This is a genomic window from Tetragenococcus koreensis, from assembly GCF_003795145.1.
GTDB classification, from domain to species: Bacteria; Bacillota; Bacilli; order Lactobacillales; family Enterococcaceae; genus Tetragenococcus; species Tetragenococcus koreensis.
In genome coordinates this window covers 705,208-718,887 of record NZ_CP027786.1, presented here as the reverse complement: position 1 = coordinate 718,887, position 13,680 = coordinate 705,208, and the positions used below count along the sequence as shown (strand labels likewise).

At 35.9% G+C, this 13,680-nt stretch carries 14 protein-coding genes; 13 read left to right on the top strand and 1 reads right to left on the bottom strand.

The window, feature by feature from the left end:
- The first annotated feature begins 14 nt into the window (after window positions 1-14).
- From C7K43_RS03420 to C7K43_RS03400, 5 genes are all read left to right on the top strand, one after another.
- Complete coding sequence (locus C7K43_RS03420; RefSeq protein ID WP_124005572.1) at window positions 15-740, top strand: class I SAM-dependent methyltransferase; 726 nt, start codon at window positions 15-17, stop codon at window positions 738-740.
- Window positions 741-765: 25 nt separating this feature from the next.
- Window positions 766-2,187 carry an AcpB/EbpR/MafR family transcriptional regulator gene (locus C7K43_RS03415; protein ID WP_124005571.1) on the top strand — a complete coding sequence of 474 codons (1,422 nt, stop codon included), beginning with the start codon at window positions 766-768 and terminating at the stop codon, window positions 2,185-2,187.
- Between the two features lie 15 nt (window positions 2,188-2,202).
- Window positions 2,203-3,558, top strand: coding sequence for an FAD-dependent oxidoreductase (locus C7K43_RS03410; RefSeq protein WP_124005570.1), 1,356 nt, complete (start codon window positions 2,203-2,205; stop codon window positions 3,556-3,558).
- 222 nt (window positions 3,559-3,780) lie between these two features.
- Window positions 3,781-4,809 (top strand): YibE/F family protein, encoded by a 1,029-nt coding sequence (locus C7K43_RS03405; RefSeq protein ID WP_124005569.1) that lies wholly within the window; start codon window positions 3,781-3,783, stop codon window positions 4,807-4,809.
- Window positions 4,806-5,564, top strand: a complete 759-nt coding sequence (locus C7K43_RS03400) for a YibE/F family protein (RefSeq protein ID WP_124005568.1) — start codon at window positions 4,806-4,808, stop codon at window positions 5,562-5,564. The genes C7K43_RS03405 and C7K43_RS03400 overlap by 4 nt, the downstream gene beginning before the upstream one ends.
- A gap of 84 nt (window positions 5,565-5,648) precedes the next feature.
- On the opposite strand, the gene C7K43_RS03395 is transcribed toward C7K43_RS03400, so the two are convergent.
- On the bottom strand, window positions 5,649-6,251 hold the full coding sequence (locus C7K43_RS03395; protein WP_124005567.1) for a short chain dehydrogenase: 603 nt from the start codon (window positions 6,249-6,251) through the stop codon (window positions 5,649-5,651).
- A gap of 148 nt (window positions 6,252-6,399) precedes the next feature.
- Between C7K43_RS03395 and C7K43_RS03390 the strand changes: the two genes are divergently transcribed.
- The 8 genes from C7K43_RS03390 (at window position 6,400) to C7K43_RS03355 (ending at window position 13,458) form a co-directional block, all read left to right on the top strand.
- Entirely contained in the window at window positions 6,400-7,071 is a 672-nt protein-coding gene (locus tag C7K43_RS03390; RefSeq protein ID WP_124005566.1) for a hypothetical protein, read from the top strand.
- Window positions 7,071-7,937, top strand: coding sequence for a sce7725 family protein (locus C7K43_RS03385; protein ID WP_124005565.1), 867 nt, complete (start codon window positions 7,071-7,073; stop codon window positions 7,935-7,937). The genes C7K43_RS03390 and C7K43_RS03385 overlap by 1 nt, the downstream gene beginning before the upstream one ends.
- Window positions 7,938-8,095: 158 nt before the next feature.
- A complete protein-coding gene (locus C7K43_RS03380; protein ID WP_124005564.1) occupies window positions 8,096-8,749 on the top strand; it encodes a YdhK family protein in 654 nt (217 codons plus the stop codon).
- 105 nt (window positions 8,750-8,854) lie between these two features.
- A complete protein-coding gene (locus C7K43_RS03375) occupies window positions 8,855-10,261 on the top strand; it encodes an aldehyde dehydrogenase family protein (RefSeq protein WP_124005563.1) in 1,407 nt (468 codons plus the stop codon).
- A 181-nt stretch (window positions 10,262-10,442) separates the two neighbouring features.
- Window positions 10,443-11,642, top strand: a complete 1,200-nt coding sequence (locus C7K43_RS03370; RefSeq protein WP_124005562.1) for an NAD(P)/FAD-dependent oxidoreductase — start codon at window positions 10,443-10,445, stop codon at window positions 11,640-11,642.
- A gap of 178 nt (window positions 11,643-11,820) precedes the next feature.
- Window positions 11,821-12,120, top strand: a complete 300-nt coding sequence (locus C7K43_RS03365) for a hypothetical protein (RefSeq protein WP_124005561.1) — start codon at window positions 11,821-11,823, stop codon at window positions 12,118-12,120.
- A gap of 58 nt (window positions 12,121-12,178) precedes the next feature.
- Window positions 12,179-12,964 carry an HAD family hydrolase gene (locus C7K43_RS03360; RefSeq protein WP_124005560.1) on the top strand — a complete coding sequence of 262 codons (786 nt, stop codon included), beginning with the start codon at window positions 12,179-12,181 and terminating at the stop codon, window positions 12,962-12,964.
- A gap of 41 nt (window positions 12,965-13,005) precedes the next feature.
- Window positions 13,006-13,458 (top strand): GNAT family N-acetyltransferase, encoded by a 453-nt coding sequence (locus tag C7K43_RS03355; protein ID WP_124005559.1) that lies wholly within the window; start codon window positions 13,006-13,008, stop codon window positions 13,456-13,458.
- Window positions 13,459-13,680 lie beyond the last annotated feature (222 nt).

Sequence of the window (13,680 nt, the reverse complement as noted above, 5' to 3'; positions counted from 1 at the left end):
TAAAGGTGAGAAATATGTGCGAAGATTTAACTGAACTAAAACAATTTTGGGATGATTTTGCCAGCGAATATACAGACATCCAAGCAGAATCACAGCTGCCTATCCAAAAAGATCTAGCTGATTTTTTAATGCATCAAAAGCTTTTACCTCAAGATAGTTTTTTGGACCTGGCTGGCGGGAATGGAAAGTATGTGCCTTCTTTTATTGCCCATGTACAAAACTATGTACTGGTGGACTTATCTTCGGAGATGTTACAGATTGCGGCTAATAATTATCACTATCAAAATCTGTCATTAATCGAAAGCAGCCAACAAGCCTTTTTTACACAAACGCAAGACCATACGTTTGATATGGTTTTTAGCGCTATGAACCCTGCATTGACCTCAATAGATCAATTAATAGAAATGTTACGGATCGCCAAAAAGTATGTTTGTATTTTGCGTCTGGTCCAAGAAGAAGATCAATTGTTTTCGCCGATTGAAGAAAAGCTATATGGTAAACCAAGTGATTTAAAATGGATGGCTACTTATAAACGTTGGCTAAAAAGACCCTTTCAGACAAAGTCTTTTCATTATTCGGTAAGTGAAGTAATCAGTGTTGATCTCTTTCGTTTGTACTTTGCAGACGAACTTTCAGCCACTGAATTAGAAAAAACAATCGACCAGCTATTTCAAGGAAGAACAGAAATCAAAAATGCAGTGGACTATACTTTTGAATTACTGTACTGTTATGTAGGTTAAACAAACAGCGAAGCGAGGTGAAAAGATGCGATTGCTTAATTTGCTTGATAAAGACCATAAAGTGCAAGTAAGAATTTTTGATTATTTTTTAAAAAAAGAACGAACGATCAAGATAAAAGAACTTAATGATCAAATTGACGTTTCTTACCCAACACTACAAAAGAGCATCACTGCTTTAACTGTTGCTCTGCGTGAATTTGATATAGAAGCTGATTTGGTGAAAAAAAATAGTGATTATTTGCAATTGTTTTTGCCTAATCACTTTTCTGTTAAGAATTTTTTGTATACATATTTAAAACAAGCTTTGGATTATAAATTGCTAGTTAGTATCTTCCAAGAAAAAGTAATAAGCATAACGAAGTTAGCTTTGGAAAATAATGTAAGCGAAGCTTCGATTTTTAGACGTTTAAAGGTTATTAATCAGCTGTTAGAAGAATTTGGCATTCAATTTAAAAATAAGAAATTAACTGGCAGTGAATTACAAATTCAACTTTTTTATTTTCAATTGTTTAACGGAGTTATTCCAACAGAACGCTTGGATACATTAATCACAAATACTGCAATTAAAAATTTAATCAATGTCATTGAGAACCAATTTCAACTTCAATTTACTAAAAAACAAGAACAAATGATGCTTTTACGGTTGCATATCATGCAACGACGATTAGATTACCGTCAAATACCCAAATACGACATCTCCCAAGATATATTACAACAAATTGAAAAAGATGGTTTTTACCAAGAACTAAAAAACATTTTGGCGCGTTTTTTGAGTCGTTTTGCTTTACCTGGGACGAATTATGAAGCAATTTATTTATATTTATTTTTTATTACCGAAGGGCTTTTACCGCAAGAAAGTAAATGGTGGATAGAATCTCCTTTTATTCAATACTTTTTAGCTATTGATAAAAAAATTTATCAAACAATTACTAAAGAAATCGAATATGACAAAACTTTCGCAACTTTTCTTTTACAAAACCATGTAAAAATTGTTTTTTATAAAGGGGAGATCAGTTTTAATGAAGAGGATACTTTACTATTGTCCGATATTGATGTCCAAGCCATGGATCAATGTATGTCCATCGTTGAAAAGGAACTTTCACGTAAAGTATCCCATTCACAGTGGGAAATGCTCGACCACTCTTACGGCCTAATTTGGGATATCCACCATAGGCGCCAACAAAAAGAAGTCCTTGTTGGTGTAGTAGATGATGGATCGTTACAAGCGGAAGAAGCCTTTCGCTTTATCAAACAGACATTGGCTAGTATGCCACACGTTACTGTAAAAAAAGCGAAGAAAAGAGCCTATGATTTATTAATCGCCGCTGTTTACACGGATTTGCAGGAATTTGATTATCAGAAAGTTTATCTTTTAACAGGAGTATTATCTCCATTTGAAGCAGAACGGTTAAAACAAGCTGCTGCAGCAATTATCAAAGAAAAGTAGAAGGGCGGTAAAAAAATGCGGGTAGTTATTATTGGTGGGTCACATGCGGGAATTGCAGCTGCTAGACACTTGAAAAAAATTGATCCCAGCGTTGAAGTATTAATTATCGAACGAACCAATATTTTAGGTTACATGGGAAGCAGTTTAAACCTTTATTTAGAAGGAGTAATTACTGATTTAGCAGAAGCAAGAACAGTCACTCCTGGGCAATTAGTAGCCGAAAAAATTAACGTTTTACTTAATACAGAAGTAACAGAAATTTTGCCAGAACAAAAAGAAGTCGTTTTTTCTATTAAAACAGGGCAGAATCAAACCAAAGATAGCATTTTTTATGATGATCTGATTTTGGCCATGGGATCAAGTCAGTATCAAACGGATTTTTCACTCCAATCTGAACGCGAAATTACCAATTATAAAACTTTGCCACAAGCAGAGCAAGCGGTCGATACCATCCGTTCAGCCGATAAAATTGCAATTATTGGCGCAGGGCTAATCGGTTTTGAATTAGTAGAAACCTTAGCACATCTAAAAAAAGAAATCTATTTAGTTGATCGAATGGATAGCGTCTTATTCCGTTATTTTGATGACGAGATTACTCAGAGATTACTAGAAAGCCTACCTGACAACGTGCATGTTATTTTAAATAGTAATGTTAAAGAGATTCAGCTCGATGAAAAAGATAATGTAGCAGGGATCCTTTTAACTAATGAAAAAATTTTATCTTGTGACGCCGTTGTTTTTGCTATCAATCCGCGACCTAATATATCGTTAGTTGCAGATCATTTAGCTATCAATATGGATGGCACCTTAAATACCAATGAATATCTGCAGACCTCCGATCCAGCGATTTATGCAGTTGGCGATTTAGTTTCGATTCACTTTAATGAATCGTCTTCGTCAATTTATGTCCCGTTAGTCACTAATGCTTATCGTACTGGTATGATTGCTGCTTCAAATATTTTACTACCAGAAAAAATTGCTTTTCCGAAAGTCCAAAGAACTGTTGTAACAGAACTTTTTAATGCTTATTTAGCTAGCACGGGAATCAACGAAGAGGAAGCTCCTTACTATGGTTTCCAAGTTTCTTCAGTCGCCAAAACCTATACTCGTGAACATTTATTTGTCAAAGATGAAAAGTTTGAACTAACCTTAAAACTGGTTTTTGATCAAAAAAGTAAACAAATTATGGGCGGACAATTAATGACAAGTAGTCGTGAACAAGTGGAAATGATTAACACGCTATCTACTTTGATTACTATGCAAGCTGATTTAAATCAGCTAACCACGATGGATTTTTATTTTAATCCCAAATTATCTTTGCCGCTGCACTTTTTAAACGACCTAGCGATGGAAGGGCTTATTATCCAATAAAACAGCTACGTAAATGTATCGCTTTTTTGAAAGAGGACGATTCGGAAATAGGTTGCTTAGAAAAATTCCTTTGAGTTTGAAAAACGAGAGAAGTTCCTTCGTTTTAAATAAAACAAGGAGGCTCCTGATTATTTTTTCTTAAAAATAAAATAATAAAACTTGTTTCTTGAATTTTGTTGTTTTACTATTAATGATTGAACAAACAATGATAGGAGAAAAGCGATGAATAAAAAAGTGATCAGCGGCATAATTTGCTTTATTTTTTGTGTCATCGTAAGTTTTGGCATACAGCTAACAAGCGGCGCTTTATATAACCAATCTTTAGCAAAAATCAATCAAGTTGAAGTAAACGGAAATCAACAAGATATCCAAGCAACTAAAGTAAATGGAACAGAAAAGGGCGAATCGGTTCATTTAACAGCGGATTATCGTGAAAATGAACTAGATTCCACCCATTTTTCTGAAGGCGAGCAAGTATTTTACTCGCAGGGAAATGTTGAAGAAAAAAAGCGCGATGGCTTTATATTCTTTATGGTAGCTTTTCTATTATTTACTTTAATTTTTGTGGGTGGAAAGACCGGTATAACGACATTTATCAGTGTTTCTTTGAATAGTGCAGCTTTATTTTTAATTGTCGCTGTTTACCGCAATTTTACGAATATTTCATTGGTTATTTTTACTGCAATTTATACTGTTCTTTCGATAGCCATCACGTTATTCTTGATCGATGGTATCAAAAAAAATAGTTTGCAAAAGTTTTTTGCGACCCTCTTAACAGTCTTTACGGCTTTTTTTATTTGCTTTATTGCAATGGAGTTTTATCAAGATGAAGGGCTGCGTTTTGAAGATATGGGTGTTTTAACACGGCCATATCGTCCCATCTTTTTATCAGGTTTGCTAGTAGGGGCTATTGGTGCTTCCTTAGATACCGTCGTCACAGTTGTTTCTACTTTAGAAGAAATCGAGTTGAAAAATCCGACAGTCACGCTTAGTCAACTAGTTCGTTCAGGCAAAAAAGTCGGAGAAGATATAAGTTCGACCATGATTAATGTGTTGATCTGTTCATACTTCAGTAGTGCAATACCAATGATGTTAGTTTATCTGCACAATGGCTGGCCTTTTGGTCAAACAGTCAGTATGTTATTGTCTTTAGAAATGGTACGTGTTTTATGTGGTGGATTCGGCATTTTACTTTCTATTCCATTCTCATTACTTTTCTTCCAAATGAGTAGAAGGGGGGCCAAACAATGAATGTCATTACTAATCTATTACTTGTATTTATCGTATTGATTGTACTTATTTTAGGGAAAACTTCTTTTTACGTATTAAGTGGTTTATTCATGAATGTTTTGTTGTTCTTTTTTTTGATTTTTTGTTTACACCAAGGAATTCCAGTTTACGTGGCGGCCCTCGCCTATATTCTATTAAACAGTCTGATCACTTTAGGGTATGTCAACGGATGGAACGAAAAAACAAAAGCTGCTTTTTATAGCTTAGTATTATTTTTATTTGTAGTATCTTTAGTATTTATTCCTTTGATTCAAAAATTGTCTATTTCTGGCTTTTCATCCCAAGAATTAGAAGAATTAGCGGCATTGAATCTGAACGTGCCCGTTTCTTTTACTCAATTAAGCGTTTCAGTCATTTTAATTGGCGTTTCTGGCGCGTTAATTGATGGGAGTATGTCAATTGCTAGTGCCACAGCAGAAATCTTTCAGCAAAGTTCTCAACAAATGAACTTGAAAAAATTGTTTCAGTCAAGTATGTCAGTGGTCAAAAGTATCTTGAATTCAACTGTCAATACAATACTATTTGCCTTTATCAGTACAGGATTGGCACTCATTTTTTGGTATCAAGATTTGTCGATTCCTTGGTATGAAATGATTAATTCTCAAGCTTTTGTCTTTGAATTTGCCGTGATTATTCTTTCAAGTATCAGTGTTGCTTTTGTCCTGCCTTTTACTGCAGTCATTACTTGTCGTTATTTTTTACGAAAAAAAGGGTAGGGATGAAAAAAGATATTAAAGTTTCGCCCTTTCTACCAAAAAAGCAGTTTCTCAACTGCTTCGTAAAAAACGAACTTTCTGTTTTTAATATACCTTAAATTCTTGACCGGTTTGTTTTCCTTCGACACTTTTCAGGTAAGCGTTGGCTACTTTTTTACCTGCAACAGGAGTAAAGCCAATAAATGTTTCGCTGTAATCGGCCATCGCTTCTTCCAAGACATTAGGGCTCACACAATTGATGCGTTTGCCATCCGTTAAATCAATAGCAGCTGATTTTACAAATGCTGCTACGCCACCGTTTGCCATGGCTACTGAAGCACCAGCAGGAATAGGATCTTCTTTTGTGATACCTGTTGTCAATGTGATGCTGCCATTATTATATAAGTAGTGCTGTCCGATTAACGCCAAATTGATTTGACCAAGCAGTTTGCTCAATACAGCGGTTTGGTTAATTTCTGGCGTTAACGCAGCCATTGTAGCAAAATCTGCTGCGCCAGCCGTGCTGATAATCGCATCGAGTGCACCAGCTCTTTTAAATAAATTTTCGATGCTTTTGACAGAAGTTAAATCCACTCGGATATCACCAAAATGGCGGCTAGCAGTGATAATTTCATGGTTTCTAGCAGAAAGTCGTTGATACACCAATTGTCCGATCCTCCCGCTTGCGCCAACTAATAAAATTCGCAAATTTGTTTCCTCCTTCTACGTTTTTATTTATTATATCAAATATTCATGAATTAATTACATATTTCGCTAGTTTCGGCAAAAAACTGTCGCTATAAAAGATTTGAGTTCCATGCTAAAATAGCAAACAAAAAACACAAGGAGTCATGAAATGAAAACATCTTTAACAACTCAAATAGAAGAATCGTTATATTATTACGCCAGAGAAAATGGTGCAGTGGTTGTTGAAGAAGTCACGATGCCCGAAGAACAGGGGATTGTTGATACATTGAGTTGCCGTTTGGATAACCAACAACATTTTGAATGGCGCTGCTATGAATTAAAAGTAAGTAAAGCAGACTTTCGTTCAAAAGCAAAACTTTCTTTTATTGGTCATTATAACTACTTTGTTTTACCAGAAAGTCTTTACGCGATCGTAAAAGAAGAAATTCCCGCGCAGATTGGTGCCTTAGTCTATCATCCATATTTAACAGATGATTTAGGCGTGCCAGGTTTTTTTACCACTGAGAAAAAGCCTCAAAGGCAAACACTACAAGTCAATGAACAGGAGCTATTGTACCGTCTCATTACTTCGCAAGCTAGAGAAGTAAGCAAGGCCAAACAAACAGCCCGCGGATTAAGAGTATTTGGCACTAAACAAATTTATCAAGAATTAAAAAAACGCCAGCCAGAATATGATCTGTTTGGCGGTGGAGTAAATTATTATGACCGTTTTATCGAAGAAACACAAAAACAAACAGTAGAGGCGTTAAAAGAGGAACTAGATGCCACTCGCACTGCTTATTTCCAATTAGAGCAACAGTTTTTAAAGGAGAGCGAATAATGTACTATCCTTATTTCAGAGGGAAACAATTTGATCTTTTAGCATTGCGGACACTCATAGACAATCATCTATTATCTGAAAAGATCTGTCCAATTGTTGAACCCGTGAAGAATACAACAGCTTTACAAAAACTTTGTTTAAGTGCTCAGGACCATCAGCATCCTGTTTATTTAATCCAAAATCCTCAAATAGGCGAATTTAACACAGAAAATGGAAATCAGCTTATCCAATCTTTTCCTGCCCGTAAGGCACTAGCTGTTGATCAGCCATTAGAAACCATGGATCAAACGGCTGAACTGTTCATTGGTAACCAACCATCAGCTACTTTAGCCAGTGATTGGACAAATAACCAAAAAAAGGTTCTTGTTCCGCCAGAATTTCGCTTATTAAATAAAGTAGAAGGCCCTAAAATCTTAACTTTGGATCATTTTACTCGCCTGCCTAAGCTAAGTTTTTATCAAGAACTGCCCGATGAATTATTTTCAACGGATCATTTAACTTATAAAAAAAGAGGATTTAGCGGGTTTAGTGATTTTTCAATCGATAGTCGAATCTATTATGAAAAAGGCTATCCTTCACCATTTTTAAGCCTTCACCTAGTTTATTTTATGGATGATACGCTACGCATTCATCATTTCATATCACCGGAAGAATTGCCATCACAAAAAGAGAAGTTTTTGGTTTTAATGGAAGAAGTGTTTGTTTGGCAAAGACGCTTATGCAAAGAAGAGAACACCCTAGGTTTAGCTATGCTGATAGATTATGCAAACAAGGAAAAATTTCCTGGCTTGGGCGTGATGCGTAAAGCAGCTGTCATGCACCATATGGAACTAATCGGTCGATATCTAGAGCAAAGTAATAGTTAATTGGTTAGTTCTAATTATAATGGCGCCCGAAGTTTAATAGCAAAACACAAAAACTTTTTTAAGACGAAGATAACCGCTCACGCCCTCCTTTTGAATTTACATTAGTAAACAATGATGTTATATTAATATTGTCAACAAATAATGAAGGAGGATGAACAATGAAGAAAGTAAAAAGCTTTACGTGGATTACGCTATTGACATCGACGGTTTTGTTAAGCGCTTGCAGCAACAGTAATAACGATGAAGAAGACCAAATGGACAATATGTCTGAAAGTAGCTCGATGATGATGGACGATTCTGATCAACACATGGAAGATTCAAGTGGTGATATGGAGCATGGCGACATGGACCACGGAGATATGGAAATGGATCACAATCGTAATGAAGATGAGCCAGACAATATGCAAGAGGCAGAAAATCCTCAATATCCAGTTGGTGAAGAAGTTGAAATTGAAGATGCACACATGGATATTATGGAAGGAGTTACCGCCACAATAACGGGGGCTTACGATACCACCTTATATCAAGTCACTTTCACACCTGAAGATAGTGACGAACCAATGGAAGATCATAAGTGGGTCGTAAAAGAAGAGTTGGAAGCTGATGATGATACAGATGATTTTGAAGTAGGCGATGAAGCAACGCTTACCGCAGACCATATGGCAGGAATGCAAGGGCAAACTGCTGTGATTACCGGTACCCACGACGGACCCGCTTATATGATCGATTTTGAACCGGCAGATGGCAGCGAAGAATTTACAAATCACAAATGGGTTACAGAAGACGAATTAAAACCAACGGATGAAGAATAATAGCTTTTAGTAGACACAATTGAAATGTTTGTAGCGTTTTTTTCGATTTGTTACAATGGTAATAGAGCTTAGGAAAGCTTAAATTGAACAAGGAGGAATTTTTCTATGAAAACATACGACAAATTATTTTATGATGGTCAATGGCAAGATGCGCAATCAAGTGATTATTCAGACGTTATTAACACGGCAAACGAAGAAGTGATTGCAAAGGTAGTCAGGGCCTCCCATAAAGATGTAGACCAAGCAGTCGCAGCTGCAAAGGCAGCCTTTGATCAATGGAATAATACTTCTCCTGAAACACGTGCTAAATATATCGAAAAAATCAAAAAAGGGATAGAAGACCGTCAAGACGAAATTGCCGATACAATGGTGCAAGAGTTAGGCGCTTCTAAAACATTTGCTAAAAAAGGACAAGTTCCACAGTCGTTAAACGAAATTCAAGGAACGTTAGATGAATTTAAAAACTTTAATTTTGAAGAAGAAGTCGATAATGCGACGATTATTAAAGAAGGCTATGGTGTAGTCGCTTGTGTGACGCCTTGGAACTACCCAATGAACCAAATTCAACGTAAAATTACACCTGCTTTACTTGCAGGAAATACAGTTGTGGTAAATCCGGCAACGAACACGCCACTTACTGCGATCATCTATGCTGAAATTATTGAAGAAGCAGGATTGCCAAAAGGCGTCTTCAACTTGGTTACAGGTAGCGGTAGTGATACAGGAGATTACTTGACCAAACATCCAGATGTATCTGTTGTTTCCTTTACTGGTTCAACAGCTGTCGGAAAAGGGCTATATGAAAATGCTGCAACCACAGTGAAAAAATTAGTCCTTGAATTAGGCGGTAAATCTCCAATGGTTTATCTTAAAGGCGGCGATCTGCAACTAGCTGTTAAATCAGCTGCAAGTACTGTCTTAGATAACCAAGGCCAAACTTGTTCAGCATTGACTCGCTTATTAGTTCCTAAAGATGAACTTGAACGAACCAAAGAAGTCATCCAAGATTACTATAAGGATATTAAAGTAGGCGATCCAGCTGAAGACGATACACGAGTAGGCCCTATGGTATCTGAAGACCAAATGAACACTGTTTTGGATTACATCCAAAAGGGTATAGACGAAGGAGCTAATGTATTCCTTGGGGGGAACCGACTCAACCGGAAAGGTTACTTTGTCGAACCAACGGTCTTTACAGATGTTACCAACGATATGACGATCGCCCAAGAAGAAATTTTTGGTCCCGTTCTAGTCGTTATCACTTATGACACACAAGAAGAAGCCGTTAAAATTGCCAATGATTCTTCTTATGGCTTATCTGGTGCGGTAGTAGGTCCTGAAAAAGAAGCGATGGACGTCGCTCGTCAACTAAAAACAGGAAATATTACAGTTAATGGTGGCGCTCGTTCACCGAAAGCACCATTTGGCGGCTATAAACAATCAGGTATTGGTCGTGAAAATGGGCTGTATGGATTAGAAGATTATTTAGAAGTCAAGGCATTGTTCAAATAATCTGTCTAAACACTGAATAACGATACGCTAAATAACAATATTCTTGTGTTATTTAGCGTATTTTTTAGTATCTATTCTGGTTATAAGCTACAAAAAAGAGAAACTATATTTTTTTATCTTTATCTTTTTTGTATTACAATAAAGATAAAGGGATAAATAAAAATTTTATGGAGGGAATAAAATGAGCAGTTTAGAAAATAATAACACCTATGAATATGTCATTGTTGGTGGAGGAATGGTTGCCGGCTATGCTGTTAACGGCATTCGTAAAGAAGATCCGAATGGTTCGATTCTTGTTGTTTCAAAAGATGCTGATGTACCGTATGAACGTCCTGCTTTAAGTAAAAAATTATGGCTAGATGATGAATTTACTGAAGAAGACATAAAAGTCGGTGCCGAAAAACAAGCAAATGTTAGCTTTAAATTTAACACAACGGTCAATAAAATCGATCGGGAAAATAAATCGATTCAATTAGGAGACGACCTAGTTGTTTGTTATGACAAATTATTGCTGGCAACCGGTGGTGAACCTATGACCATTGATGGACCTGATGATCCGCATGTCATTGTTTTTAGAGACTGGTCTGATTACCGTAAATTGCGTCAATTTAGCGGCAATAATAAACACGTCATTGTCATCGGCGGTGGTTATATTGGAAGTGAGATTGCAGCGGCACTAGCGCAAAATGAAACCCAAGTGACGATGGTTTATCTAGAAAATACATTAGGTGAAAGCCAGTTCCCTGAGGCAATTACTACTGAATACGAAGACACCTTTAAAAAAGGTGGCGTCAACTTGATAAACGGCAAAAAAGCTGAATCTTATCAACGAGATGGCGATCAATTGGTAGTTACTTTAGACGATGGTTCACAAATCACAGGAGATACTATTGTTATTGGTTTAGGTGTCTCTCCAAGGATAACTCTGGCAAAAGCTAGCGGACTGAAATTAGCTGGAGATGGCGTTGAAGTAGATGAATATCTGCAAACTAGCGATCCTTCAATTTGGGCCGCCGGAGATATTGCATATTATCCAGATAAAATATTGGGACGCCAAAGAATTGAACACGTAGATCATGCTAGAAATTCTGGAGAACAAGTGGGTAGAAACATGGCTGGAGCACACGCTGCCTATACGCACACTCCTTATTTCTATTCCAATATCTTTTCAATTGCATGGCAAGCAATTGGAACATTGGATCCAACTTTACCACAAGTATTTGATAAAAGAGCAGACGGAACGATTGTTTATTTCTTAAAAGAAGACCGTCTTGTGGGCGTTCTGATTTGGAACGTTAAGGTAGATCTAGATGATGTTCGAAATCTCTTAGCAAACCCAACAGTTAAAGATGATTTAGTCGGTTCAATCAAAGAAAAATAAATCATTTACTAAAATGATTTTAGTTTTAACAAAGCAAGTTATCCATGTTTTAATACTGGATAACTTGTTTTTTATTAACTTAAAATTAAATAAAGAAGTTTGTCGTTTGCTTATTGATTTTTAGTAGTAAAAAAAGTTATGATGATTTAAATACATAAAAAAGAAGAGGGGGAAAACGATGGCTCGTAAAAAAAAAGAGGTTACTTTTAAACAAGTTTTTCTTTGGAGTAGTTTTTTGATGATTATTCATTTGCTTTTCCAAAACCTTCATTGGATAAATATTTTATGGGGGCTATTGATTGTACTTGTTATCGTTCCTACAGCCTACTATTTTATTAACGGCCGTAGTTTTAAGCCTCTCAATTATGAAAACAGTGATTACTTTAACGGTATCATGGGATTTTTTGTATTGTTATCAGTAGCGTTAATCATTCTTATAACAGTATTCATTGGTGTTTTTGCGCCAAACTTACTTTAATAAATATCTGAACTAAAATCTAATTTAGAAAAAGTAATTAACTATAAAGGCGGTAATTATGAAAAAATACAAAGGCGTGCTATTTTTTGATTTAGACGGTACACTTTTAAATCGTGATTCGCAAATAAGCCTAGAAAATTTGTGGTTATTAGAACAACTGGCAAAACAAAATTATTTATCAGTAATTGCTAGTGGACGTTCACCTAAAGAAATTGAAGAAATCACCGAACAAACAGCGATTAGCTCTTATGTTAGTTTAAACGGACAATATGTAGTTATTGAAGGAGAAGTTTTTGCAGATCATCGGATTGCACCAGAATTGGTTGACGAAGTGATGACATTTTCACAACAATTAGGTCATCCCGTTGCTTGTTATACTCCTACAGAATATCGAGTTAACTTTATTGATGAAGCAACAAAGAAATTATATCAATTGGATAATGCACCACTACCACAAGTAGATCCCGATTTCCACACTACAGTTGGGGTCAATATGCTATATTTATTTAGCGAAAAATTATCAGATGACAAATTATTGGAAGAAAAGTTTAACGAAGGCCTTACCTTTTACCGTGATAGTCCTTTTTCAATTGCCATTGTGAATAAAAACCGTTCAAAAAAAGCGGGGATTCAAGAGTTGCTTACACATTTGGAGCTAACGGATTTGATGAATACGTATGCTTTTGGTGACGGTAACAATGACATTAGTATGTTTGAGGTAGTGAAACATTCGGTTGCTATGGGCAATGCAGGAAGTAATGTGAAAAAAGCAGCTACATTTGTGACCCATGACAATGAGACAAACGGTATTCATCACGCCTTACAACACTATGATCTTCTTTAATCATTAATTAAATTAAAATTATAAAACTCGGGGGAAATAAGATGTACGTGACTCGTTACCAAGAAAAATTTCAAGATGAATTTATCAAATTAAATAAAAGCTGGATTGAAAAATTTTTCGCACTCGAATCCCACGATTTAGAACAGTTAGATCATATTGAAGACTATTTAAATCAAGGGGCAATGATTTATTTTGGCATAGAAGAGGAGCAAGTTTTATCTACTTGTATGGCGGTCCAATTAGAAGAAGGGGTCTGGGAAATTTGTAAATTTGCCACCAATGAAAAATTTCAAGGAAAGGGCGCTGGAAAAGCGGTTTTTAAAGCTTCCATCGATTATGCTATTGAACAAGGCGCCCAAAAAATCGTCATTTATTCAAATCATATTTTAAAACCAGCCATACATATTTATCAAAGCTTTGGTTTTAACGAAGTCCCCGTAACAATTGACGATTACCAACGTTGCAATTATCAAGCAGAATTAATGGTTGAATAATTTATCAGTGAAAGTGAAACATTTTCTTACGCTATAGGGAAAGAATTAACGAAATAATCCCCATCTTTCCGGGCTTAGGGAGTGAATCAGAACTTTACCCCCTGTCTTTATCTTATGATTTTTCATTTTCTAACAACGTTTGACCTTAAATATAAAATGTGAAATAATATTTGAAATATGAATAAGTATTGTTCGCCGGAACAGACTTGTAAGAAGTCAGCT